Source organism: Sphingopyxis granuli, assembly GCF_001559015.1.
In the GTDB taxonomy this organism is placed as follows: Bacteria; Pseudomonadota; Alphaproteobacteria; order Sphingomonadales; family Sphingomonadaceae; genus Sphingopyxis; species Sphingopyxis granuli.
On the sequence record NZ_CP012199.1, the window covers coordinates 1621744 to 1644905 of the forward strand.

General features: G+C 64.1%; 29 protein-coding genes and 2 pseudogenes. 15 read left to right on the plus strand and 16 right to left on the minus strand.

The window, feature by feature from the left end:
* The first annotated feature begins 329 nt into the window (after positions 1–329).
* From ftsZ to SGRAN_RS07485, 3 genes are all read left to right on the plus strand, one after another.
* A complete protein-coding gene (gene ftsZ / locus SGRAN_RS07475) occupies positions 330–1832 on the plus strand; it encodes a cell division protein FtsZ (protein WP_067182184.1) in 1503 nt (500 codons plus the stop codon).
* 79 nt (positions 1833–1911) lie between these two features.
* Positions 1912–3714 (plus strand): tetratricopeptide repeat protein, encoded by a 1803-nt coding sequence (locus tag SGRAN_RS07480; RefSeq protein ID WP_237233930.1) that lies wholly within the window; start codon positions 1912–1914, stop codon positions 3712–3714.
* The gene (locus SGRAN_RS07485; protein ID WP_067182190.1) at positions 3711–4883 is read left to right on the plus strand and encodes a deoxyguanosinetriphosphate triphosphohydrolase; all 1173 of its coding nucleotides are present in this window, start codon (positions 3711–3713) and stop codon (positions 4881–4883) included. Before SGRAN_RS07480 ends, SGRAN_RS07485 begins: the two co-directional genes overlap by 4 nt.
* Positions 4884–4962: 79 nt before the next feature.
* Here SGRAN_RS07485 and SGRAN_RS07490 read toward each other — a convergent pair whose 3' ends face one another.
* From SGRAN_RS07490 to SGRAN_RS07510, 5 genes are read right to left on the minus strand one after another with little or no spacing between them, the layout of a single operon-like run.
* Entirely contained in the window at positions 4963–6597 is a 1635-nt protein-coding gene (locus tag SGRAN_RS07490) for a recombinase family protein (RefSeq protein WP_067182192.1), read from the minus strand.
* A 17-nt stretch (positions 6598–6614) separates the two neighbouring features.
* A complete protein-coding gene (locus SGRAN_RS07495) occupies positions 6615–6956 on the minus strand; it encodes an HVO_A0114 family putative DNA-binding protein (protein ID WP_067182195.1) in 342 nt (113 codons plus the stop codon).
* Positions 6953–7237, minus strand: coding sequence for a toxin-antitoxin system TumE family protein (locus tag SGRAN_RS07500; RefSeq protein WP_067182197.1), 285 nt, complete (start codon positions 7235–7237; stop codon positions 6953–6955). Before SGRAN_RS07500 ends, SGRAN_RS07495 begins: the two co-directional genes overlap by 4 nt.
* 44 nt (positions 7238–7281) lie before the next feature.
* Entirely contained in the window at positions 7282–7470 is a 189-nt protein-coding gene (locus SGRAN_RS07505) for a hypothetical protein (RefSeq protein WP_234002575.1), read from the minus strand.
* Positions 7457–7687 carry a helix-turn-helix transcriptional regulator gene (locus SGRAN_RS07510; protein WP_067186968.1) on the minus strand — a complete coding sequence of 77 codons (231 nt, stop codon included), beginning with the start codon at positions 7685–7687 and terminating at the stop codon, positions 7457–7459. Before SGRAN_RS07510 ends, SGRAN_RS07505 begins: the two co-directional genes overlap by 14 nt.
* A gap of 428 nt (positions 7688–8115) precedes the next feature.
* Between SGRAN_RS07510 and SGRAN_RS07515 the strand changes: the two genes are divergently transcribed.
* Positions 8116–9036 (plus strand): nucleotidyltransferase and HEPN domain-containing protein, encoded by a 921-nt coding sequence (locus tag SGRAN_RS07515; RefSeq protein ID WP_067182202.1) that lies wholly within the window; start codon positions 8116–8118, stop codon positions 9034–9036.
* Positions 9037–9247: 211 nt separating this feature from the next.
* Here the strand turns inward: SGRAN_RS07515 and SGRAN_RS22155 are convergent, their stop codons facing one another.
* Together SGRAN_RS22155 and SGRAN_RS07520 are read right to left on the minus strand one after the other, a co-directional pair.
* Positions 9248–9463 carry a hypothetical protein gene (locus tag SGRAN_RS22155; protein ID WP_148650817.1) on the minus strand — a complete coding sequence of 72 codons (216 nt, stop codon included), beginning with the start codon at positions 9461–9463 and terminating at the stop codon, positions 9248–9250.
* A gap of 97 nt (positions 9464–9560) precedes the next feature.
* Positions 9561–9863, minus strand: a complete 303-nt coding sequence (locus tag SGRAN_RS07520; RefSeq protein ID WP_148650818.1) for a hypothetical protein — start codon at positions 9861–9863, stop codon at positions 9561–9563.
* 617 nt (positions 9864–10480) lie between these two features.
* Between SGRAN_RS07520 and SGRAN_RS07530 the strand changes: the two genes are divergently transcribed.
* From SGRAN_RS07530 to SGRAN_RS07540, 3 genes are all read left to right on the plus strand, one after another.
* Positions 10481–10963, plus strand: coding sequence for a hypothetical protein (locus SGRAN_RS07530; RefSeq protein ID WP_234002574.1), 483 nt, complete (start codon positions 10481–10483; stop codon positions 10961–10963).
* Positions 10964–10965: 2 nt separating this feature from the next.
* Complete coding sequence (locus SGRAN_RS07535; RefSeq protein WP_067182213.1) at positions 10966–11907, plus strand: sigma-70 RNA polymerase sigma factor region 4 domain-containing protein; 942 nt, start codon at positions 10966–10968, stop codon at positions 11905–11907.
* Positions 11908–12010: 103 nt separating this feature from the next.
* Complete coding sequence (locus tag SGRAN_RS07540) at positions 12011–12442, plus strand: MucR family transcriptional regulator (RefSeq protein ID WP_404950406.1); 432 nt, start codon at positions 12011–12013, stop codon at positions 12440–12442.
* Between the two features lie 3 nt (positions 12443–12445).
* Here the strand turns inward: SGRAN_RS07540 and SGRAN_RS22545 are convergent, their stop codons facing one another.
* The 5 genes from SGRAN_RS22545 to SGRAN_RS07560 all read right to left on the minus strand — a co-directional run bounded on the left by SGRAN_RS22545 (position 12446) and on the right by SGRAN_RS07560 (position 14148).
* On the minus strand, positions 12446–12610 hold the full coding sequence (locus SGRAN_RS22545; protein ID WP_172709630.1) for a hypothetical protein: 165 nt from the start codon (positions 12608–12610) through the stop codon (positions 12446–12448).
* A 61-nt stretch (positions 12611–12671) separates the two neighbouring features.
* Positions 12672–13100 carry a hypothetical protein gene (locus tag SGRAN_RS22160; RefSeq protein ID WP_148650819.1) on the minus strand — a complete coding sequence of 143 codons (429 nt, stop codon included), beginning with the start codon at positions 13098–13100 and terminating at the stop codon, positions 12672–12674.
* On the minus strand, positions 13058–13549 hold the full coding sequence (locus SGRAN_RS07550; protein ID WP_067182222.1) for a hypothetical protein: 492 nt from the start codon (positions 13547–13549) through the stop codon (positions 13058–13060). The genes SGRAN_RS22160 and SGRAN_RS07550 overlap by 43 nt, the downstream gene beginning before the upstream one ends.
* Positions 13539–13820 carry a conjugal transfer protein TraD gene (locus SGRAN_RS07555; protein WP_067182224.1) on the minus strand — a complete coding sequence of 94 codons (282 nt, stop codon included), beginning with the start codon at positions 13818–13820 and terminating at the stop codon, positions 13539–13541. The genes SGRAN_RS07550 and SGRAN_RS07555 overlap by 11 nt, the downstream gene beginning before the upstream one ends.
* 22 nt (positions 13821–13842) lie before the next feature.
* On the minus strand, positions 13843–14148 hold the full coding sequence (locus SGRAN_RS07560) for a conjugal transfer protein TraD (RefSeq protein ID WP_067182227.1): 306 nt from the start codon (positions 14146–14148) through the stop codon (positions 13843–13845).
* Between the two features lie 172 nt (positions 14149–14320).
* Here SGRAN_RS07560 and traA point away from each other — a divergent pair, with 172 nt between their 5' ends.
* The 4 genes and pseudogenes from traA to SGRAN_RS07575 all read left to right on the plus strand — a co-directional run.
* A complete protein-coding gene (gene traA / locus SGRAN_RS07565) occupies positions 14321–17281 on the plus strand; it encodes a Ti-type conjugative transfer relaxase TraA (protein WP_067182230.1) in 2961 nt (986 codons plus the stop codon).
* Between the two features lie 9 nt (positions 17282–17290).
* Entirely contained in the window at positions 17291–18094 is an 804-nt protein-coding gene (locus SGRAN_RS07570) for a DUF6118 family protein (protein WP_067182232.1), read from the plus strand.
* A 70-nt stretch (positions 18095–18164) separates the two neighbouring features.
* Positions 18165–18374: pseudogene (locus SGRAN_RS21565) on the plus strand (transposase); the annotation flags it as partial.
* A pseudogene (locus SGRAN_RS07575) lies at positions 18355–18969 on the plus strand (IS630 family transposase); the annotation flags it as partial. The pseudogenes SGRAN_RS21565 and SGRAN_RS07575, both read left to right, overlap by 20 nt.
* 12 nt (positions 18970–18981) lie before the next feature.
* Here SGRAN_RS07575 and SGRAN_RS22550 read toward each other — a convergent pair.
* The 3 genes from SGRAN_RS22550 to SGRAN_RS07585 form a co-directional block, all read right to left on the minus strand.
* The gene (locus SGRAN_RS22550) at positions 18982–19122 is read right to left on the minus strand and encodes a hypothetical protein (RefSeq protein ID WP_172709587.1); all 141 of its coding nucleotides are present in this window, start codon (positions 19120–19122) and stop codon (positions 18982–18984) included.
* Between the two features lie 153 nt (positions 19123–19275).
* Positions 19276–19806, minus strand: a complete 531-nt coding sequence (locus SGRAN_RS07580; RefSeq protein WP_067182234.1) for an RES family NAD+ phosphorylase — start codon at positions 19804–19806, stop codon at positions 19276–19278.
* Positions 19803–20219: an antitoxin Xre/MbcA/ParS toxin-binding domain-containing protein gene (locus tag SGRAN_RS07585; RefSeq protein WP_067182237.1), complete on the minus strand. Its 417-nt coding sequence runs from the start codon at positions 20217–20219 to the stop codon at positions 19803–19805. The genes SGRAN_RS07580 and SGRAN_RS07585 overlap by 4 nt, the downstream gene beginning before the upstream one ends.
* Before the next feature lie 166 nt (positions 20220–20385).
* Here SGRAN_RS07585 and SGRAN_RS07590 point away from each other — a divergent pair, with 166 nt between their 5' ends.
* From SGRAN_RS07590 to SGRAN_RS07605, 4 genes are read left to right on the plus strand one after another with little or no spacing between them, the layout of a single operon-like run.
* Complete coding sequence (locus SGRAN_RS07590; protein WP_067182239.1) at positions 20386–20727, plus strand: ArsR/SmtB family transcription factor; 342 nt, start codon at positions 20386–20388, stop codon at positions 20725–20727.
* Positions 20724–21179 (plus strand): ArsI/CadI family heavy metal resistance metalloenzyme, encoded by a 456-nt coding sequence (locus tag SGRAN_RS07595; RefSeq protein WP_067182242.1) that lies wholly within the window; start codon positions 20724–20726, stop codon positions 21177–21179. Before SGRAN_RS07590 ends, SGRAN_RS07595 begins: the two co-directional genes overlap by 4 nt.
* A complete protein-coding gene (locus SGRAN_RS07600; RefSeq protein WP_067182245.1) occupies positions 21176–21685 on the plus strand; it encodes an arsenate reductase ArsC in 510 nt (169 codons plus the stop codon). The genes SGRAN_RS07595 and SGRAN_RS07600 overlap by 4 nt, the downstream gene beginning before the upstream one ends.
* Positions 21681–22388 carry an aquaporin gene (locus tag SGRAN_RS07605; protein ID WP_067186969.1) on the plus strand — a complete coding sequence of 236 codons (708 nt, stop codon included), beginning with the start codon at positions 21681–21683 and terminating at the stop codon, positions 22386–22388. Before SGRAN_RS07600 ends, SGRAN_RS07605 begins: the two co-directional genes overlap by 5 nt.
* Before the next feature lie 95 nt (positions 22389–22483).
* On the opposite strand, the gene SGRAN_RS23125 is transcribed toward SGRAN_RS07605, so the two are convergent.
* Positions 22484–22795, minus strand: a complete 312-nt coding sequence (locus tag SGRAN_RS23125) for a VirB8/TrbF family protein (RefSeq protein WP_082737136.1) — start codon at positions 22793–22795, stop codon at positions 22484–22486.
* Positions 22796–23162 lie beyond the last annotated feature (367 nt).

The following is a 23162-nucleotide window of genomic DNA, read 5'->3' on the forward strand; positions in this document are numbered from 1 at the left end:
GGCGCGTTCGAGGTTTGAAGCGATTTTGTTCAGTGCGAGGAGGCAAGGCGTAGGAATATGTCGATATTTCAAGACTTGCCGACGAAGCACTGGGCAAAATCGATCAAATCCCGAAGGGACGCCGAAATGGCTTCGATCTCGGGTCCGCGCGGCCTTGCGGGTAGCGATGCTACCCGCTGCATCCGCCCGAACCCGATATCTTCGCCATTTCGACGCCTCGAACGCGCCATAGATGGGTCCGCACCCTTATCCGGGCGGCGGGACCACCGCTCGTTGGGTCGCATGGTGAGGCTGGCGGCAGGGGTTCGCCGCTGCAGGGAGATTATTTGATGAGCATCGATATTGGCCCGCCGCAGGTCGACGAGCTGAAGCCGCGGATCGCCGTGATCGGCGTCGGCGGCGCAGGGGGCAATGCCATCGCCAACATGATCGCGGCGCGGGTCGAGGGGGTCGATTTCATCGTCGCCAACACCGACGCGCAGGCGCTCAACGCCTCGCCGGCCGAACGGCGCATCCAGCTCGGCACCCAGATCACGCAGGGACTGGGCGCGGGCTCGCGGCCCGAGGTCGGCCGCGCGGCGGCAGAGGAAAGCATCAGCCAGGTCGAAGAGGCGCTGAACGGCGCGCACATGTGCTTCGTCGCGGCGGGTATGGGCGGCGGCACCGGCACCGGCGCGGCGCCGGTGATCGCGAAGGCGGCGCGCGACCGCGGCATCCTGACCGTCGGCGTCGTCACCAAGCCCTTCACCTTCGAAGGCCAGCGTCGCATGCGGTCGGCAGAGGCGGGTATCGCCGAACTGCAGGAACATGTCGACACGCTGATCGTCATCCCCAACCAGAATCTCTTCCTGGTCGCGAACCCCAACACAACCTTCAAGGAAGCCTTCTCGATGGCGGACGAGGTGCTGCAGCAGGGCGTGCGCGGCATCACCGACCTGATGGTCATGCCGGGTCTGATCAACCTCGACTTCGCCGACGTGCGCAGCGTGATGCGCGAAATGGGCAAGGCGATGATGGGCACCGGCGAGGCCGAAGGCGACGGCCGCGCGCTGGAGGCGGCGCAGAAGGCGATCGCCAACCCGCTGCTCGACGGCGTGTCGATGGCGGGCGCGAAGGGCGTGATCGTGTCGATCGTCGGCGGCGAGGACATGCGCCTGATGGAAGTCGACGAGGCTGCGAACCACATCCGCGAACTGGTCGACCCCGACGCCAACATCATCTGGGGCAGCGCCTTCAACGAAGCGCTCGAAGGCAAGATCCGCGTGTCGGTCGTCGCGACCGGGATCGACGGGACCGGCGACAGTGCGGCGACGCCCGCGCCCGCGGCGCGCAGCTTCTCCTTCCAGCCGGGCCGCGCCGCGGCGCCGACGCCGGTGGCGGAGGAAGCGATCGAGCCGCTGGTCGAGGAACGCCCCGTCGAGGAAGCGCCCGCCGCCGAAGCGGCGGTCGAGGCCGACAGCGATCCGCAGCCCGGCTTTTCGATCAGCGATGCTCCGGCGGCCGAAACCGCGCCGACCCCTGCGCCCGCGCCGGCCGAGGAAGAGCCGATGGAGCTTTCGCAGGTTGCCGCGACCTATGACGACACCACCGGCGAACTGGTGCTCGGCGAACCCGCCGCGACGCCCGAGGCGGATTATCGGTCCGCTCAGGCGGCGCCCGCGCCTGACGCCGCACCGGCGGGCGAAAGCCCGGCGCGTCCGATCGGCGGCGGAACGCTGTTCGAGCGCATGTCGCGCCTGTCGCGCGGCGTGGCATCCTCCGATGCCGATGGCGCGAAGAAGGAGGACGGGGTCGATATCCCGCGCTTCCTGGGGCGGCAGAACAACCAGTAACGGGGTTTATCGAGCGGCCGCTGCGACGGGCAGGGGCGGACCGTAGATCGGGATGACTTTGCCCATGTGGCGATCGAAATTGACGGCTGGAGCACCTTCCGGGTCGGGACGTGCACGCCGCCGCGCCACGGCTTTCGCCGCGCTGCTGCTGTTGGGCACGGCGGCGGCGGGGCCGGCCATGGCGTTGCAGGCGAGCCAGCCCGACGCGGCGACCAAAGCGGCGATGGAGAAGCGGACCGCGGCGCGCACCCTTCTGTCGTCGGCGATCCCTCGCATCGCGGCGAACGGGTCCGATCCCGGCGCGCTGCTCGATGCCGGCCGCGCCTCGATCGACCTCGAGGATTATCGCGCCGCGCTCGGCTTTCTCGTCCGCGCGGAAAAGGCGAATCCGCGCGACGGGGCGGTGAAGGCGGCGCTCGGATCGACGATGGTCCGCATGGAGAATCCGACCCGCGCGCTCGACTATTTCGGGGAGGCGCAGTTGCTGGGCGCGCCCGAACGCCTGTTCCTCGCCGACCGCGGGCTCGCGCGCGACCTGCTCGGCCAGCAGGACGCGGCGCAGCGCGACTATCAGCTCGCGCTGTCGCTCGGCCCGAATGAAGAGGTCACGCGCCGCTATGCGCTGTCGCTGGGGATCAGCGGCGATCCCGACCGGGCGGTGGAGATGCTGACGCCGCAGCTGCGCGCGCAGGACCGCGGCGCCTGGCGGGTCCGCGCGATGATCCTCGCGATGAACGGCCGCGACAAGGAAGCGACCGACATCGTCAACGCGACGATGCCGCCACAACTCGCGCAAAACATCCTCCCCTACCTAACCCAACTCGACCGACTCAACCCGGCGCAGCAGGCGGCGGCGGCGCATTTCGGGCGCTTCCCTTCGGGCGAACTCGGTCCGCGTCGCAAACCGGTGCAGATGGCGGCGGCGACCCCCGCACCGACGCCTGCGCCCGTTTCGGCGCCTGTCGATGCGCGGCGCCCGGCCAGCGGCCAGCGGTCCGAACGCGGGCGTGCCAGTGCTGCCGCCCCTTCGCCCGCGCGGCGGGTTCCGGCGCTCGCCACGACGTCTCCCGACACCCGGCCGCAGCCGCGAGCCGCGCCGCCGGCTGCCTCCGCGGCATCGAACCCGATCCCAGCGGAACGCAAGCCCGCGCTCTCGTCCACTCAGCAGGCCCCGTCGCCCGCTCCCGCGCAGGCTGTACCGTCGCCCACGAGTAACGCCGCGCCGATCGGCGTCGCGGTCAACCATACGTCGGGGCCGGTCGGTCCCGGCTTCTCGGTCGGCGGCAGCGGCGCGCCCTCGCCATCCGCCGCGCCCGCCCTCGCCGCCGCGCCACCGCCCGATCCCGCCGCGGCCGTGGCGAAGCCGACCGCCGCGGCGCCGCTCGCATCGCTCGCCGGCATCATCGGTTCGATCGAGATTCCGCCCGAGGAACTGGCGCGGCCCGACAATGCGATCGGTGCCGACACGCTCGCGATGCTCCAGGCGGAGAAGCGCAAGGCCGAGGCCGCCGAGGCCGCCGAGGCCGCGAAGCGCGAGAAGGAAGAGGCGGCCACCAAGGCAAAGGCCGAAGCCGACGCCAAGGCGAAGGAGGAAGCGGCGAAGAAAAAGGCGAACCCCGCACGCCTGTGGGTCCAGATCGCCACCGGCGCCAACGAAAAGGCGTTGGCCTTCGACTACAATCGTTTCGCGAAGAAGAACGCCGATCTCTTCAAGGGCAAGGCGGGCGCCACCGCCGAATGGGGCCGGACGCGCCGCCTGCTCGTCGGTCCCTTCGCCAGCAAGAAGGCGGCGCAGGACTGGCTCGCCGACTACAAGAAGGCGGGCGGCGACGGCTTCCTGTTCAACAGCGAGGCGGGCGAGACCGTCGATCCCGTGAAATGACGCTGGCGATGTGTGCGAGCGACCCCGCGCACACGCGCGGCCGCCTCCACGCGGAGCCGGGGCACGGCGTGCGCGGCCCGCGCGACGCCTTTCAGCGCGACCGCGACCGCGTCATCCACTCGATCGCCTTCCGCCGCCTGCGCCACAAGACGCAGGTGTTCGTCGCCCCCGATGGCGACCATTATCGTGTCCGCCTGACCCACAGCATAGAGGTGGCACAGATCGGTCGCGGCATCGCGCGCGCGCTCGGCCTCAACGAGGATCTGACCGAGGCGCTGTGCCTCGCGCACGATATCGGGCATCCGCCTTTCGGCCATGCGGGGGAGGCCGCGCTGAAGGATGCGATGCGGGCGCACGGCGGGTTCGACCACAACGGCCACACGCTGCGCACGCTGGCGCGGATCGAATGCCCCTATCCGCGCTTCGACGGGCTCAACCTGACGTGGGAAACGCTCGAGGGACTGGCCAAGCACAACGGTCCGGTGCGCCATCCGGGATGGGCGCTGGCACAGATCGATGCCGAATTCCCGCTCGACCTGTCGAGCCATGCCAGCCTGGAGGCGCAGGTCGCCGCGGTGGCCGACGACATCGCCTATGACAATCACGACATCGACGACGGGCTGCGCGCCGGGCTGCTGACGCTCGACCAGTTGATGGCGCAGCCCTTCGTGGCCGCCAATTACCGTGCGGTCGAGAAACGCTTTCCCGGCGCGCCGCGCGACCGGCTGCTGCGTGAGCTGGTGCGCGACCAGATCGGGGTGATGGTCAACGACGTGATCGCCGCGACCGGGGCCAATGTCGCTGCCTCCGGTGTCGCGAGCGTCGCAGAGGTCCGCGCCGCGGGCCGGACCCTCGGCGATTTCTCGGACGAGCTGGCGCGGCAGGAACGCGACCTCAAGCGCTTCATGTATGCGAACCTCTACCATCACCCCTCGCAACTCGCGGCGGCAGCGGGAGCGAAAGAGGTCGTGTCGCGGCTGTTCGAAGCCTATGCGGCCGATCCGCGCCTGATGGGGGAGGATTGGGGATCGCGCCTGCCCGAAGGCGCCGGTGCGACGGTGCGCCATATCGGCGACTATATCGCCGGGATGACCGACCGCTTCGCCATCGACCGCTTTGCGGAGATTTTCGGCCGGAACGCGGTGCCCGAGGCGCTGGCGCACGCCTGACCGGCGCGGCGTTGGGATGAGATTCGCGCAGAGGCGCGGAGCACGCAGAGTTCTGGCGCTCGGCGCCACTCCCCCTTTGTCATTCCCGCGAACCCGGGCACACCTTTATTATAACTCGGTCGGTGGTCGGCTGTGGGTTGTCGTTCACAAAGTCGAGAATTCCCATCAGTGAGCCGTGGAGGGTCGCGTGAACCTCGCCGCGCTTCTCGCCGGGATGTAGCACAATTTTGCCTACGAGCGAGCGAATGTCGCTTGAGGCATCGAGCCGCGCTTGCGGGTCTTTGAGCGTTTCCGTGAGCTTGGTAACCTTGCGCTTGTAGATTTCAGCAATGCCGGGATGGATATCGGGGATGCCCGCTGGCGCTTCGGCCAGCCGCGCGTTGACCTCATTCCGCTCGCGTTCCAGTTCAGCCATGCGCGCTTTCATAGACGGCTGATACAGCCCGTCCTCTATCGCGGCCATGATGCCCGCGACGGCCTTGTCGATCCGCGCCAGCCCTCTCCGGTCAGCTTCGATCTGAATGCGCCGCTCGCGGTTCTCTCGGTTGATATGCGTGGCATAGGCGGCAACGGCGGCGTCGATCTTGTCAGCCGACACCAGCCGCTCGGCAATGCCGGCGAGCGCCCGGCGTTCCAGCTCCTCGCGCCGGATCGTCCGGCCGTTGGTGCAGTTCCGGCTGCGATGATGACCAATGCAGCCGTAACGATCGGTCGTGACGATCGCATAGTTGCCGCCGCATTCGCCGCATTCGAGAAGACCCGACAGGAGATAGGCCGGACGCCGCAACCCATTGACGCTTCGTGCCTGGGCCGCTTCCTTGTGGCCCGCGTAGCGCGCGGCGAGTGCTTCCTGCTGATGCTTGACCGCGTCCCATAGCTCATTGCTGACGATACGCAGTTCGGGCGCCGCCTTGCGCACCCATTCCGATTCCGGGTTGAGCCGGGTGACGTCCTTGCCGGTGGTCGGGTCTTTCACATAATGTTTGTGGTTCCAGACCCGGACGCCGACGTAGAGTTCGTTGTTGAGGATGCCGAGGCCGCGGCGCGGTGTGCCGCGGATGCTGGTATCGCGCCACGGCTTTCCAGAAGGCCCCGCTATGCCATCCGCGTTGAGGTCGCGCGCGATGGCGATCGGGCTTTTTCCCGCCGCAAATTCGCGAAAGATGCGTTCGACGATCGACGCCTGCGCCAGATCAATTTCACGCTCGCCGCGAACCAGCTCGCCTTCGCTGTTCAGGCGCCGCACCATGCGGTAGCCATAGCCGACCGCGCCAGCGGAAAAGCCCCTCTCAACCCGCCCGCGCAGGCCGCGATGCGTTTTCTTCGCAAGGTCTTTCAGGAACAGCGCGTTCATCGTGCCCTTGAGCCCGACATGAAGCTCGGAGATTTCACCTTCGGCGAGGGTGATGAGCGGCACCCGAGCGAACTGGAGATGCTTGTAGAGCGTTGCGACATCGGCCTGATCGCGCGACACGCGGTCGAGGGCTTCCGCCAGTACAATATCGAATTTGCCCGCCTGCGCATCGGCCAGCAGCCGCTGGACACCGGGACGCAGGATCATGCTCGACCCTGAGACGGCGGCATCTTCATAGATACCTTCGACCTGCCATCCCTCGCGTGTCGCACGCTCGCGGCAGAGGCTAAGCTGATCGGCGATCGACGCCGCATTCTGCTGGTCGGAGGAATAGCGGGCATAAAGCGCAGCACGGATCATGGCGTTTCCCCCTTCTGTCACGCAGCTTTGGTCAGCATGAAATCGACGTGGACCGCATCATAGGGAAAGACAATGCCGCGCTCGGCACGGTCGATCACCCCGGCCGCGAGCAGCGCCTGGACATCGCCATGCACCGCCTTGACGTCGCGCCCGACGCGCCGCGCGGCTTCGCGGATCGACATCACGCCTTGCCCCGTCATCGCCTGAAGCAGTTCCCAGCGTTTGCGCGTCAGCGTCTGCCAGAGCAGGTCGGTCGACCCGAAGGAATAATGCGCGCCCTGCGCCTTGCCCTCGAACGCCGCCAGCGCACGGGCTTCGACCGCTTCGCGCGAAGCGACGGATAGCGTCACGATGTTCATTCGGGTTTCCATTTGTCCACGTCCTTCCAGAAGTCCGCCAGCAAGGCTGCCGGTGTGGTGAAGGCATAGGGCGTCTCGCGCTTGCCGACATGGCGGTGATCGCCTTTGCCGGCCTCATTGTCGTAGCGCAGCACGCAGATGCCGCCGACGACATAAGCGAGGGCATATTTGAGATCATGGTTCGACCCCGGCACGCGTCGCGGCACGCGCCATATCCGCAATTCCACGAACGCCTCGGCGCCGAGTTGATGACGCTCGTGAAGAAGCGGCTCCGCCTTCATGTTGGATTTTCTACCAACGATCAGCCCCGTTGTCAATGACTCCATCAACCTTTGTCGATGGGATCATTGTCATTGGCGGCGCACAGCGCACGAATATGCTCGCGCGCGATGTGGCGGCCGATCGCCTCGGCGATGCGTGTCAGCGCGGCATCGACCTCGGCGGCGCGCAGCACGGGCGCATTATCGTTGGTTGGAACGATGCCTCGTTCGGGCTGCGCATCATCCTCGTGCATCGCCGGTCCCCGCGTCATCATCATTATCCGCACGATAGGCGGCGGGGTTGGCGACCCAGCGGTCGATAGCGGATTCGTGCCATCCGGCCCCGTGGACGCCAAGCTTCTGCTGCCGCGGGAAGGTGCCCTCGGCGATCTTGCGATAGATGGTCGAGCGCGACAGTCCGGTGCGATCTTGGACGGTCTTGATACGGATAATTCGTTCGGGAGCGGGCACGGGGACTACCTCCAACACCTGATGGTTAATGACGCCCCTTGCGGACAGACTTCAACGGTCGAGGCCCGCCGTTCAAGTGCTTCTTCGCTGCCGCTCGGCGCAATCGAAGCATAGGATGCAAAGACAAAAGATAGCCCACAATAGCGCATAAACGGCAGCGCGCGGCGCGAAGAGGCAGGAATAGGAAAGCTTCGCGCACAATAGCATTGGTTCATACAGGTGGTGCGAATGGATAATCGCTTTGCGGCGCCGGTTCGAATCATACGCAGACTCTAGCATTCGGTGGTCTGCCCGCCGCGAACCAGTCTGCGTCAGCCTGTCCGGCCCGTGCAACAGAGGAGGCATTGCTGTGCCGATCGGGGCACGTATCGACGCCGCGGTGCCGATAGCTCTTGCCAAGGACCGGAGATTGGCTGAAGATTCCAGCAATGCGCACCGACGTCTATCATCTACCAGCCGCGAAGCAGCGCGAGCTTGAGCGCATCGTCGAGATATTGTTCGACGAGTTCGGCCAGGCGACCGAGAATGCGACCGGGCGCCGCAAGGGCGCGCGCATTCTCAAGATCGTCCTGTTCGGCAGTTACGCGCGCGGCGATTGGGTCGATGCACCCGCATCGGCAAACCAGTATAAGTCCGACTATGACATCGTCGTCATCGTCAGCCAGAAGGAATTGACCGACCGCGCCGCCTATTGGGCGAAAGCCGAGGAGCGGCTCATTCGCGCCTATACCATCGAGAAGACGCTAAGGACGCCGGTCAATTTTATCGTCCATTCGCTGCATGAGGTGAACGATGGCCTCGCGCACGGTCGCGTCTTTTTCATGGAGGTTGCCAAGGACGGCATTGCGCTTTACGAAGCCGATGGCCGGGAACTGGCGACGCCGAAGCCGAAGACGTCAGAGCAGGCGCTGGAAACAGCGAAGGAATACTTTGAGGACGGCTTCCCATCGGCAATGAAGCGGTTCGAGATTGCCAGATTCGACATTGAACGCGGCTTTCTTAAAGATGCTGCGTTCGACATGCACCAAACGGTCGAGCGCCTTTACTCCTGCCTTCTACTCACGGCGACATTCTACACGCCCTATAACCACAATATTGCCTTCCTCCGATCACTCGCTGAGGGGCTGGACCGACGCCTCTACGGTATCTGGCCAGAGAATAATCGCCGCGAACGCGCAATGTTTCAGAAACTGAAGGAAGCTTACACCAAGGCGCGCTATTCAAAGCATTATCGGATCAGCGAGGAAGAACTGGCCTGGCTCGGCGAGCGCGTCGAGGAACTTGGCTGCGTCGTCCATCAAATCTGTTCGGACCACATCGCCACATTGGCAAAAGCGGTACACCAATAGCTCTCTCCCGAGGCTCCGGCGTTTCTGGCATGGTGTCATGCACGGGATAAAATGACCAGAGACGTTCCAGCGGGATTGTCCCGCCCGCATCATTCAGGCCCGGCCGATGGTCGAACAGTCGGCGCACGCCGCGCGGGCGGCACGCAACGGACACCGCTCGCACATCTGCGCGGCCACCCAGCAATGCAATTCGACGCGGGCGCGGGAGGGATCAATGAGAGGTAAGCATTGCGCCGAACGAGATGAGCGCCAGCAGGCCGACCGGGACGAAGGTCGCAAACGATGAGATGTCCTCGCCGGTTACCGCGAAACGGGCTTCGTTCGCCAGTGCGGCGGCCGAAGCCATGGGAGGCTTGTGGTTCTCGCCAGGACGAACCGGACCGTCGGCCGGATGAGCGTTGGAACGGGCAAATGCATTCGTTGACATAATCACTGTCCTTCAAGGCGAGACATGTCGCCAATGGATAAATGGGATCGGCGCAGCCCGGCCGTTCGGTCGGACGCGCCGCACACGGTCGCGGAAATCAGCCGAATAGCCACCACAGCGCAGTGGCCGCCGCCGTGATGGGGAGGAAGAGAAGCACGGACAGCGCGGCGATCGACGGGTAGAGCTTGTCGCCATGGTCGCGATAAAAGGCAGCCAGCTTGCCTGATAATCGTTCGTCGGCGGCGATCACCGCCTTGTCGATCGGCGGCAGGGCGGGGAATATCTCGATCAGCCGCGCCAACTCCTGCTCACCGAGCCGAGGATAGCGGGCGAGCAGATTTTCGGTCTCTTGCGTCCTCTGTGACACTCCCCGCAAACGGGAATAAGCTCTGGTTGCCATGTCTGGAATCTCCTTCGCGCAGCATTAGCGCCCGCGCGGGCGTGGCTGCATGGGTGAGAAAGGGTTTGCCCTGCATCGGAAGAGGATATGAGCCGCGGCCGCGGAGGACCGCATTCGCGCTCGGATGCATGCACCGGACGCAGCCTGGCATGGCGTGCGTCCGGCTAAGCGCCAATCAGTAGGCGCCCACAGTTCCAGAATTTAAGAGAAACAGACATTGTGCCCCTTAGATAGGGGGCAAATATGCATTATCAAGCTCACTGGTAGATAAAAAGAGCGCGACGCTCTTCCACTTGTGTGACAGCACATAAATCGCAAGCCATAACGTCCGAATAATCGATTCTTTTCCGGCCGGCCGGTCAATATTGCGGTATTGGATCAATTGTCCACAAATAGACCATCTCTCGGCGGCTTGCCGAAACTCCGTATTTCTGACACAATCCCCGTTACAGGATGGAGAGACTGGCGGCCATCCCGAGGAACGTCCTGCCAGGCATCATGTAGGTTCGGCCACCGCGGTCGGGCAGTTGCTGTAAGCCGCTAGGGCGGCACAAGAACAGCGGACACCGCTTGCACATCCGCGCTCGACGCGTGGACCGCTGGTGTGTGAGCTGCAAATGACTATCCCAACGAACGACGTCTACGCGCGCGAGGTCGTGATGGCGCGCGTCGGCCATCTGATCCGCCGCAAGCAACAGGAGATCGAGCGCATCACGCGCATCCTGCGCGCCTGTTTTGATCCCGAACAGGTGCAAGCGCCCGAGCCGGGCCAGATCAGACGCATCATCCTGATCGGCCCCTATGCACGGAAGAGCTGGTATGAAGATCGGCGCACGATCGATTTCTCCGATTACGAACTGTGGATCGTCGTCAACCATCCGCTGTTCAAGGAAGAGTGCTGCTGGAACCGTGCCCGCAACGTGATCCAGCGCGAGATAGGCAACCGCTGCGCTGTCGCCCTCGACCTTTACTCCAAAGCCGACGTTCGCATCGCGAAAGCCGAGCGCGACACCTTCATCCTCGACCGGATCGAGGCGGGCATCACCCTCTATCGTGCCTCGCGCCATGCGCCGCTCCATCCCCGCGAACGGAGGCGCTGACCATGATGCACCTCTATAATCGGCGGATCGAAGCGGTGGAACTCCTGCCTCCGCTTCCACGCGCCCTGTTTCTGCTCCACAATTTTTTCGGCCTCGATGTCGATGTATTGGCCGAGCGGATCGGTACGGATCGCGACACCATCGCTGCTTGCCTTGTCGACGCGCGCGCGATCGTTCGTGCGCATGTCTGCTATAGCGAACCGGTCCCCTGCGTTGGGCCGGCGACTGCCGCCTTGCAGGCGCGGTTGCGGCAGGACTATCGGCGCTCGCTCGAATCCGCTTTCGCTGAGAGCGGCTATCGGGGCGAGATCATATGGCCCAACCCGATCGCCGACATCCGGGCCGACCAGGACGCGGCGGCTGCGTCCCTCGTCCCGCAGCTACCGGCCGCACTGCGCCGAGCGGTCGCCCGCTCGCACCGGGCCGGCGTCGCCACGGTCGATCTCTGGCGCACCGTGTTGCGGTGGCGCCGGTATCGGCGCGAGCGTCTGCTACGTGTCACGGAAGCACTCCGATGCGCGGGGTGGCAGCCGTTCGACGAATGGCTGGCGGAGTGCCTGATGCCGGGTCGGCGCTATCCGCATGGCTATGCGGAACATCGGCGGCGTCGGCGTCCCTTACCCGACGAAAGACCGCCGACAGAAGCCGAAAGGAACGGCGAAGAGGTCGCCGACACGGTGCAGATTCCCGAGCCGCTGGCCAGTCAGCCCGAACGCACGCGGCAGGTCTGGATATTGTTCAACTGCTACGGCCGTTCATCCGAAGAGATCGCGCGGCGGCTCGGCATCAGCCGCAGACGCGTCAAACGCCTTCGCGAACAGGCCGATTATGCGATCATCGGCATGAGCCATCCGTCGCTTGGCGAACGCATAAGGTTTGACGTCATGGTCATGCGGCTCGGCCTGCAACTGAAATGGGAAATCATTCGGTCCGCTTTTCTATGAATGGGCGGATACAACATCATCGCGCGCTTGAAGCGACGACAACATCTGTGCATGTCATGTTTAGCAATAGATCCCTAATAATACTGCGCCGATGGAGACAGAAATGGACGATCAGGAATCGCTGGTAACGCTGACGGCCGACATCGTCGCCGCGCATGTCAGCAATAATAATGTCGCGGTCCCCGACTTGCCGCTTCTCATCCAGACCGTGCACGGCGCCCTTACCGGACTTGGCGAGACCGCGGAGCCCGAGATCGAACAGAAGCCCGCCGTGTCGATCCGCGCGTCAGTGAAGCCCGATTACATCGTGTGTCTTGAGGACGGCCGTAAGCTCAAGATGCTGCGCCGCCACCTGATGACGCGCTACGGCATGACACCCGACGACTACCGCGCCAAGTGGAACTTGCCGGCAGACTACCCGATGGTTGCACCGAACTATGCCGAACAGCGCAGTGCGCTGGCAAAGAAGATCGGCCTCGGCACCAAGGGACGTGGCGGCGGCCGCAAGAAGACCATCTCCCTCTTCAAGAAATAGCCGTCAGCCTTCGGCAGCCTGGCTGTCGAGTGCATCGGCGATCATCGCTGCAAGCGATTCCTCGGCACGGATGCGGACAACCGCATCCTTGCTGTCGAGGTCGCGCCGTATCCATTGCGGCGCGCGTTCGATCACCCGAAGAACGGTATTTGCCAGTTCCTGTGTCATGGGACGCCTATGGCAGCCCGGCCGCCATCGGGCAATGTTGCCGGCGTAATATGGGACGCGTTCATCGATGCCCAGACGGCAAGGGAGTCACGCCAAAAGCCGGCGTCACAACGCTGTTCCAGACGTCCAGTCCGGACGGCCCGCCGCGCTTCACTTCGATCTCGGCCAGCGTTTCGCAAGGTTGCCGGATCAGGACCGGAACGAAGCGCATGTGCAGCTTTGGCATTATGACATCGCGCGCCGGGAATGTTTGATGGAATCCCCTCAGGCTCGGGTCGAGGCGATGATGCAAATAAGGGTCGTGCCAGCCTTCGGCGTCGGCGAACAAGTCTCTCACTCGATCATCGACAATATCCTCGACGCGCGCCTCGACTTTCGAGGCCTCGGAACCCGCCAGAACGACGCCCGGAAGGAACGGCAGGATCGCCGCGTCCCAGCGTTGGAGCGCTAGGGTTGCATCGATGATGAGAAAGGGCGGCGCGCAGACCATGCATGACCGGCGGCAGCATCAGCGTCAGGGTCGCGCTTGAAAGCGATCGTCCGCATTGTTCGCCTGCCCTGATCGGGCACTTCGAGGACCACCGATCCGAACAGGCCAAAACTCCAGATCTGCAGCAGGTCGAGCATTCGCGTCATCATGGAGCAGACGGCGAGGCAGCGGCCGTGTGCGTCGTGGGCAGCGAAGGTCTCGCGCAGCAGATGGGCGAGTTTCGGGACGACCGCGCGGACACGGGCCTCATAGACCGGAGACATTGGCCGCGTGAGAACCCACTGCGCATATCGTTCGAGATAGGCGGGGTCGGTGTTTTCGCGGGCAAGAAAGCCAAGCTGGTCATAGAAACCGAACCTATCCGGATCGATCCCCGACACTTCAAGATCGGCCGTCAGCAATGCGTGCTGCCCGACGGTGAACATCGTGTGCCTTTCGTTATCGACCATCGCCTTGTCCTCGTGCCGGGACGGGTGAAGAACGTTCATCCCGGGCGGCCTCCTGTTCGGCTTCGAACGCCCGCTTGCCTTTGCGTTGCCAGCGGACCAGCGCGTAATCGCGATCCTCGCCGCGGAGCTTGTCCGCGACCGCCAGGAAGGCGCCGTAGAGCGTGGCGCGATCGTCGCCGGCCAGATCGACAAGCCCCGCCTTCACGACGAGACCGCCGAGTTCGATTAATTGCTTCGTGCGCTCGCGGCGCTTCACGACCCATTCGCGCATATCGGTCCGAGCCTTTCGTGCCTCAACGCGATGCCGCGCCGCCTTCGAGCGGTAGAGTGCCTTCCGGCTTCTGTTCAGTTCGCGGCGCAGGCTTTCGCGCCTTACCTTGAAAGAAGGCCGCGCCCGCCTTGCGCCAGGCCTCCTTCGCGCCAGCGTCTTTCGTCGCGACGACACCGAGCAATGCGCCGGCGAGCATGTCAGCATCGAGCGCGTCGGCCCCGGTTGCTGCGACCAGTTCGCCAAGCTGGCGCACACGCCGTTCCTTGAGAGTCTTCGCCTTGTCTGCGAGCGCCTTCAGCTCTGACTCAAAATCGCGGGGTTTTCGCATCGCAAGTCTCCATTGAGTGTCGATGCGACCATGATAGAAGAGTGACACCGGTGATGCAGTAGTGTCGCCGGGACAGCCTGACACCACCTGGTCCCTGCGAAGAATTTATTCGAGAAGGGCGCGCTTATACGTCGTGCCGACGTAGGTATTGTGGCGTAGATGGATTGCCGTCATGGCAATCTTCCATCTCTCGGTCAAAGTCATCAGCCGCGCCGCTGGCCGCAGCGCGGTCGCGGCAGCAGCCTATCGGTCCACTGATCGGCTGCACGATGAGCGGCTGGATCGCGCGCATGACTTCACCAATAAATCGGGCGTCGTGCACAGCGAAGTGCTGCTCCCCGAGAACGCGCCCGACGCGTGGCGGGATCGCGAACGGCTCTGGAACGAAGTCGAGGCGTTCGAGAAGCGCAAGGACGCGCAGCTTGCCCGCGAGGTCGAGTTCGCCATTCCGCGCGAGATGAATCAGCAGCAGGGCATCGAGCTGGCCCGCGACTTCGTGCAGTCCGAGTTCGTCGAGCGCGGCATGATCGCGGACTTGAATGTCCATCGGGACGTCGGAGCTGACGGGCTCGCGAAGCCGCACGCGCATGTGATGCTGACCATGCGCGAAATCACCGTCGACAAGGAAGGCGAATTCGGGTTCGGACAGAAGGTCCGCGACTGGAACCGCACGGAACTTGTAGAGCAATGGCGCGAGCGGTGGGCCGATCGCGTCAACGCGCGGCTGGCGGAACTGGACATAGACGCGCGGATCGATCACCGGTCCTTGGAAGCGCAGGGCATCGATCTGGAGCCGCAGGGCAAGATCGGCCCCGCCGCTTCGCGCATGGCCGAACGCGGGCTGGAATCCGAGCGCATCGAGGATCACCGCGCCGTCGCGAGAGCCAATGGCGAACGCATCATCGCGGAGCCGCGTGTCGCACTCGACGCGATCACCCACCAGCAGGCCACATTTACCCGGCGCGACATGGCGATGTTCGTGCATCACCACACCGACGGGAAGGAACAATTTGATGCCGCCATGTCGGCGGTGTGCTCATCGCCTGACCTGATCGAACTGGGCAAGGACGGAGACGGCGAAGATCGGTTCACCAGCCGCGACATGATCGACACCGAACAGCGGTTGCAACGCGCATCGGAGGTAATGGCGGAGCGCGAGCGGTATCGCGTGTCGGACGCGGCCCGGGAGGGCGCGCTGGCGCGCGCGGCGGAGCGCGGGCTGGACCTGTCGGGCGAGCAGCGCGCCGCGTTCGAGCATGTGACCGGGCGGCAGGGGTTGAGCGTCGTGGTCGGGTACGCCGGCACTGGCAAGAGCACAATGCTGAGTGTCGCGCGCGAGGCATGGGAGGACGCGGGACTCAACGTGCGCGGCGCAGCGCTGTCGGGCATCGCGGCGGAAGGATTGGAGAACGGCTCCGGCATCGCCTCGCGCACTATCGCCAGCATGGAACATGGCTGGTCGCAGGGGCGCGACATGCTCGGTCCCCGCGACGTGCTGGTGATCGACGAGGCGGGCATGGTCGGCACGCGCCAGATGGAGCGCGTTCTGTCCCATGCGGCCGACGCCGGCGCAAAGGTCGTGCTGGTCGGCGATCCGCAGCAGTTGCAGGCGATCGAGGCGGGCGCGGCGTTCCGCGCGATCCACGAACGGCATGGCGGTGTCGAGATCACTGAGGTCCGGCGCCAGCATGAGAGCTGGCAGCAGGACGCGACCCGGCATCTTGCAACCGGGCGAACCGGCGAGGCGATTCATGCCTATTGCGAACGCGGCATGGTCCATGCGGCCGACACGCGCGAAGCGGCACGCGGCGAGCTTGTTGAACGGTGGGATCGCGAGCGCCTCGCCGCGCCCGATCAGAGCCGCATCATTCTCACGCACACCAACGCCGAAGTCCGCGAACTCAACCAGGCTGCCCGCGACCGGATGCGCGAGGCGGGCCAGCTTGGCGACGATGTGCGCGTGAAAACCGAACGCGGCGACCGGGATTTTGCATCCGGCGACCGCATCATGTTCCTCAGGAACGAGCGAGGACTTGAGGTCAAGAATGGCACGCTCGGCACTGTCGAGCGGGTCAGCCAGCAGAGCATGACCGTCCGCACCGATGACGGGCGCAGCGTCGCGTTCGACACCAAAGATTATGCCCATGTCGATCATGGCTATGCGGCAACGATCCACAAGGCGCAGGGCATGACCATGGACCGGTCGCATGTCCTCGCCACCCCCGGCATGGATCGCCACGGCGCCTATGTCGGTCTGTCGCGTCACCGCGACGGGATGGCGCTTCATTATGGCCGCGACGACTTCAAGGACGATGCGCGCCTTGTCCGCACCCTGTCGCGCGAGCGCACCAAGGATATGGCGAGCGACTATGCCAGGGCCGATCCAGCGCGCGCGTTCGCGGAACGGCGCGGTATCGGTATCCGTGAGCGTGTCGCGGAGATCGTTCGCACCGGGAAGGAGAAGGCGCGCGGGATCTTCGACGGCTTGCGCCTCTCGCTGCCCGGCCAGCAGCGCGAGCCGGGTATATTCGCGGGCTTCCGCCCGCCGGAGCGGACTGGCGAGCAGGCGAGGGCTGAACCAGCCCATGCCACCGGCCAGCGCCGCGCGGTCGAACGCTATGCGCGCGCTGTCGATGACATCGCCCGGATGCGCGATCGGGGCTTACCGGTGCTGCCCCACCAACATGACGCACTGAACCGGGCAGGAGAGGCGCTGGACGCTATCCGGCCTCACGGCTCCACCGACCTTGGCAATGCCTTCCAGCGCCAACCAGAGCTCGCCCACGACGCCGCACGGGGGCGAGGTCAGGCCGCGGTGCGCGCGATGACCAAGGAAGCCGAACTGCGCGCCGATCCCTTCCAGCGCGCCGACCGCTTTGTCGAGGGCTGGAAGCAGCTCAGACAGGCCCACGACGACTTGCGCCGCGATGGCGATGTGCGGGGCGCGAAGCGCGTCGGACAGCAAATGGCAGGCATGGCGAAAAGCCTCGAACGCGACGCGCAGGTCGAATCGCTGCTGCGCGGTCGCCGGCAGGAACTCGGTATCGGGATGAACATGAGCCGCGATGTCGCGCGCGACCTCGCGTCTTCGGTCCCCGCCGATCTCGGTAAGAATCTTGGCATGAGCCGATAGGAGAATGATATGGACGACGACAGACAGCTACCCCGACTGCCGTATGACGATCCCGGACCCGATACAGCGACACAGGCCTTTACCCGCCTCGAAGGTGAAATCGCGATGATGCGCCGGGCGGTCGAGCATCTCGCCACCGAGAAATCCGAAATCGACATTCCCGATTACAGCAAGACGCTGGGCGATATGGCGAACCGGCTGGTCGCGATCGAGCGCCAGCCTGCCATGCAGATGACCCCGGAGGAGTTCGAGGCGCGGATGACGGCGGCGGTTGCGCGAGTGCGGAACGACGAACAGGCCAAGCTCGCGCAAGCGAAGCGCGAGCATGGCGAGGCCGTCCGCGACCTGCGTGCGATGATCGGCACCGCCAACACCATCTACGAGCAAAAGCGTCTCCGTTGGTGGTATGTCGGCGGTGGCTTGCTCGCCGGGTGTCTTTTGTGGTCGGTGGTTCCCGGTTTCGGCGCGCGCATCATGCCGACAAGCTGGCATCTGCCCGAGCGCATCGCAGCCCGCACCGTTCGTGCGCCGACATTATGGGAAGCCGGAACCCAGATTATGCACGCCGATAGTCCGGAGGCGTGGCAGGCCATCGCTGAGGCCGCCGAGATGCGCCGTGACAACCGCGAGGCCATCGACGTGTGCATGCAGCGGGCCGCCAAGACCAGGCAGCCGGTGCGGTGCATGATCAGGGTGCGGCATCGGCAAGCCTTGAACGCAGCGAGCGGGGCGGGGTCCGCGAAGCGGACCGCGGCTAGAGCATCGATCTATAAATCTGAATCAAAGGGGATTTCCTTGGTGGGAGGATTCTGATTCACCGTGGTTGGAGGTGGATTATGGGCAAGAGCAGTTCTGTTGATCTTCGGGATCGGATAGTTGGGGGATATACACCACGAATGCCATCGAGGCGCTGAACTCGAAGCTGCGCCGTGCCCTTCGCACCCGTGGCCACTTCCCTGGTGACGAGGCCGCGATGAAGCTGCTATACCTTGTTCTCAATCATGCGGCCGAAGAATGGAAACGGCCGCCGCGCGAGTGGTTCGAGGCCAAGACGCAGTTCGCCGTCATCTTCGGTGAGCGCTTCGCGGTCTGATGAACATAAACCGGCCCCGCGCACAAAATTACTGACAGGCCCTGCTCAGCGGGTGTGGCCCGGATATCGCCAGCTGTGGATGAAGAAACTGTTTATCGACGAAACCGGGACGACGACCAAGATGACCCGTCTGCGCGGCCGGGCGCGCCGGGGGCAGCGGCTGAAAATGAAGGCGCCCTTCGGTCACTGGGGAACCCAGACCTTCATCGCCGCGCTGCGCCATGACGGGCTCACGGCCCCCTAGGTGATCGACGCGCCGATGAACCGGCGCCTCTTCGAGACCTATGTCGAAACCCAGCTCGCCCCGACGCTGAGGCCCGGCGACATGGTCATCCTTGACAATCTCTCCAGCCACAAGAGTGAAAAGGCAAAAGCCATTCTCAAGGAACGCGGCGCATGGTTCCTCTTCCTGCCGCCTTACAGCCCCGACCTCAATCCCATCGAAATGGCCTTCGCCAAGCTCAAGGCGCATCTGCGGAAGGCCAAAGCACGAACCATCGAGGCGCTCTGGCAAGCCGTCGGATCAATCTGCGAACTCTACTCACCAGACGAATGCTGGAGTTACCTCAAAGAAGCAGGGTATGTTGCAGATTAATAGCACGATGCTCTAGGCTGGCAGCCAAACCATCGGGTGCTGCGACTGATAGCCGAGCTGCGCCACACACCATTGCGTCGCGGCCCAGACGCCCGCGATGACGATCGCGAAAACGACGAAAATCTGTCCGACAAGGAGCTTCGTAGGCGTCAAGGGATTCTCCCGGCGACGCAGGGGTTGCGTCGGCGGCCCAAAAATCAGCCGGACGGGAAAAATCGCATATGACGGTTATGGCGCACGATGACGCAGCGCGGCGCAGCGGACGTGATCTCATGCGGGAAACGGGTAGGCGGGCTGATGCAGCCGTCAGCGGTCTATGTGTGGCCAGCTAAGCTGATTCTCGGGAAGGCGGCCGCTCGGATCATAGACGATGACCCGGTGCGGCAGGTTCGGCCCCCATTGCCAAAGGACAAGATTATGATGGTTCGCCGACGCGCCCGGCACAAAGCTCGGCACGAGGATGCCACTATGCCCTTCGGAACGAAGCCGATCAACCACAAGCCAGGACGGCGCGTCGCGCCGCTTCTGCATATGGCTTAACCAGCCGCACGCCAGATCCTCCCAAGCAACGCCATGCTTGGTGCGTCCGGCTTCGTCGCGCAGGTCAGCGACAGGATCGCAGTCAACGTCATATTCGCACATGAGCAGGGGTTGCAGCCGGTGGCTGAAACCCTGTGTGCATTCGCCAACCGCGGTCATAATATCGAGCGACAGGTAAAGCGCCCGGTCCCCCTTGCGGTTGAAGCGCCCGCCCGTGATCGCCGCGCCTTCGCCCGACAAGGGCGTGAACGACCATGCCGGATCATGCCCGCGATAGCAGCGTCCCTGAAACCTCAAGCAAAGCCGCCGAGCGCCAGATGATCGAGATAGTCGCGCACGTCGCCCGCCTTGCCCGACTTGACCAGCGCCTCGGGCGTCCGGCCATCGAGCGCCGGGATCGACTGCGAGCGATACCAGGCCATCGCCTGCGCCTCGCCGCCCGCCCAGTCGCGGACCCGGCTGATGATTTCCAGCACCTCGGTCACGCGGGTCTGGGTTCGCGGGGCCGTCCGGCGATCGGCTTTCGAGATGGTGGCCGCGCCAAGCCCGGCCGTCTCGGCGAGCTGGCCCTTGGTCATGCGGAAGGCATCGGCGACGCGCTCGACGTCGACAAGGCCGCGCTTGTCCATGAAGCGGGCAACGAAGCCGGGAACGGCGCCATTGCCGCTGCTGTCATCCCGCGTATCAACTTTGGGCTGGGGCCGACTCATGTCCGTTCCTTTGTCCTTTATCTGGTCAGAATATGGGACACGCCCAACCATTTTGCAAGGCAGGATCGACGACCGCCCGCAACCTCATTTCGAGCAATATCGAATTAAACTTGACTCAAATGCTTGCCCCTGACATTTCGACTTAAATCGAAATGAGGATTCGCGAATGAAAGCAGATGTAACGATCCAGGCTTTGGCCGCGCTGGCTCAAGAGCATCGACTCGCTCTGTTCCGACTGCTTGTGCAGGCGGGCGAAGGCGGTCTTGCCGCCGGTGTCATAGCCGGGAAGCTGGGTATCCCGAACAGTTCGCTGTCATTCCATCTGGCGCAACTGCGTGAAGCCGGATTGATTTTGCAGGAACGCCAGCATCGTTCGATCATCTATCGCGCCAACTATCCGGCGATGAACGCGCTGGTGGCCTACCTCATGGAGAATTGCTGCGCCGGTGCCGATTGCGGTGCCGATGCGGCTTGCGAACTCCCGGCACAGGAAAGGAAAAGTGCATGAAACGCCTGCATGTCCATGTCGGCGTCGAGAATCTCGACGCCTCGATCGGTTTCTATTCAACGATGTTCGGGGCCGATCCGACGGTGGTGAAAGCCGACTATGCCAAGTGGATGCTGGAAGACCCGCGCGTCAATTTCGCCATTTCGGCAGGCAATCATGCGCGGAAAGGCATCGAACATCTTGGCATCCAGGTCGAGAGCGCAGAAGAGCTTGGCGAAGTCTATGGCCGACTGAAAGCGGCCGACCGGCCCGTGCTGGAAGAAGGTCGGACGACCTGCTGCTATGCGAAGTCCGAAAAAAGCTGGATTGCCGACCCTGACGGGATCGTGTGGGAAGCCTTTCTCACCGATGGCGGGGCGACGACCTATGGTGACAGCCCGGCGCTCGACCAGCTTGCCAGCGACGATGCGGTCGCGACCTGCTGCGTGCCGGAGCAGGTTACGGCGGCATGAGCCGGCCGTTCAATGTGCTGTTCCTTTGCACCGGGAACTCTGCGCGCTCCATCCTTGCCGAAGCGATATTGAACCGCGAAGGCGGGGAGCAATTTCACGCCTTTTCGGCAGGGAGCTTCCCGAAGGGCGAAGTGCATCCGGCAGCGTTGGCGCTGCTCGGCAAGCTCGGCTATCCGACCGAAGGTTATCGCTCGAAAAGCTGGGACGAGTTTGCCGCGCCGGGAGCGCCGCCGCTCGATTTCATCTTCACCGTCTGCGACAATGCGGCGGGCGAAACCTGCCCGGTCTGGCCGGGCAAGCCGGTAACGGCCCATTGGGGGATCGAAGATCCCGCCGCCGTTGAAGGAGAAGGTCAGCGCGAGGCGTTCTGGCAAGCCTATCTGGCGCTCAAGCGACGGATCGACCTGCTGATGGCGCTGCCGTTGGCGAGCCTCGGCGAGCTAAGTCTTGCTGAACGGCTGCGCGCCATCGGCAAGACCGCCGACCGCGAGGCCGTTCTTGATTGACACTGTTCCGCTCGCTCGGCGAACGGCAGCGGAAGGATTGGGAGCCTTCTTCCTGTTCGCCACCGTCATCGGATCGGGCATCATGGCCCAAAATCTGTCGGCGGGTAATGAGGCGGTGGCGCTGCTCGCGAACACCATCGCGACCGGGGCAATCCTGTTCGTGTTGATTACGATGCTCGGTCCGATTTCAGGCGCGCATATGAATCCGGCGGTTACGCTGGTTGCAGCCCTGCGACGCGATCTAGCCTGGCACGATGCTGCTGCCTATGCCGCCGCCCAGCTTGCGTTCGGGGTGGTCGGTGCGTGGGCGGCGCATCTGATGTTCGACCTGTCGACCCTGCAATTGTCGGTCAAGGCGCGAACCGGCCTCGGCCAGTGGATCGGAGAGGGTGTCGCGACCTTCGGGCTGGTGCTGACGATCCTCGGAACCGTGCGCTATCGTCCCCAAGCCGTCGCGGCCTCGGTGGCGTTGTATATCATGGCCGCATATTGGTTCACCTCGTCGACCAGCTTCGCAAATCCGGCCATCACGGTTGCCCGCAGCTTGTCCGACACATTCGCCGGGATAGCACCGCGCGATGTGCCGCAATTTGTCATGGGGCAGCTTGTGGGTGCGTTGGCGGCGGCTTGGGTAGCAAGTCTCCTCTTCCAACAAGATGACCAACATCCGACCGCCGCGGTTGGCAATTCAGACGCGCATTGATCGAGCAGTTTGGTTTATGAAATGCTCGGCCCGGTGCGATGGCGTCCGAAGGTCCACCGTCGCGCCAGCTTCCGGGTGGCAGGACCACGCGCGTCTCAATCGCCGGCATGACTTCGCTGCGCGTGGACATATTCGCCACGGAACGGAGACGCGTGTTCGGTAGCGAAGTTATAGGCCGACAGCCAGTTCTCGCGCATCAAGACCGGATCGAGCGAGCGCGAGCGGACGTTGGCGATAAACCTGCCAAGGTGCCATGCGATTTGCGGGTCGGTCCGCCGATACTCGGACGTGGCGGGCGACACCGCGCGCGCCTCGCCGAGCCGACTACCAAATGCTGGCGACCAAGAATCGGACTCTGTTGGGCTCCGGATATCGAAATGAACGAGAGTGAGAATCTCATTTGACATGGCGTGTATTCCGGATCGCGTCGATCAAGAAATGGAAATCTGTGAGTGCTGGGCTGGCTATTCCCTTCTCGATTGTTGGCCATGAAAGGAGTTTCATCCGATTTGGAACAAGATGATCGAGCGAGCGAAGCGCCGCTACAATCTGTCGATACCGACCCAATACGGCACATAATCCAACAGGTTCGCGGTCATCATCCCTAGTGACGATCCGGAAGCAGCGATGGGTGTAGCGCGCGGAACGGTTCATTTTGGACCTCATATCCCTGATGGGAAAGAGACAGGGTTAACCCCCGCGCCATAGCCTCTCTCCTCACAGCCCGCATCCAGTGCCCGGCTGGTTAAGACAGGACCTGGGCCAATGGCCCTG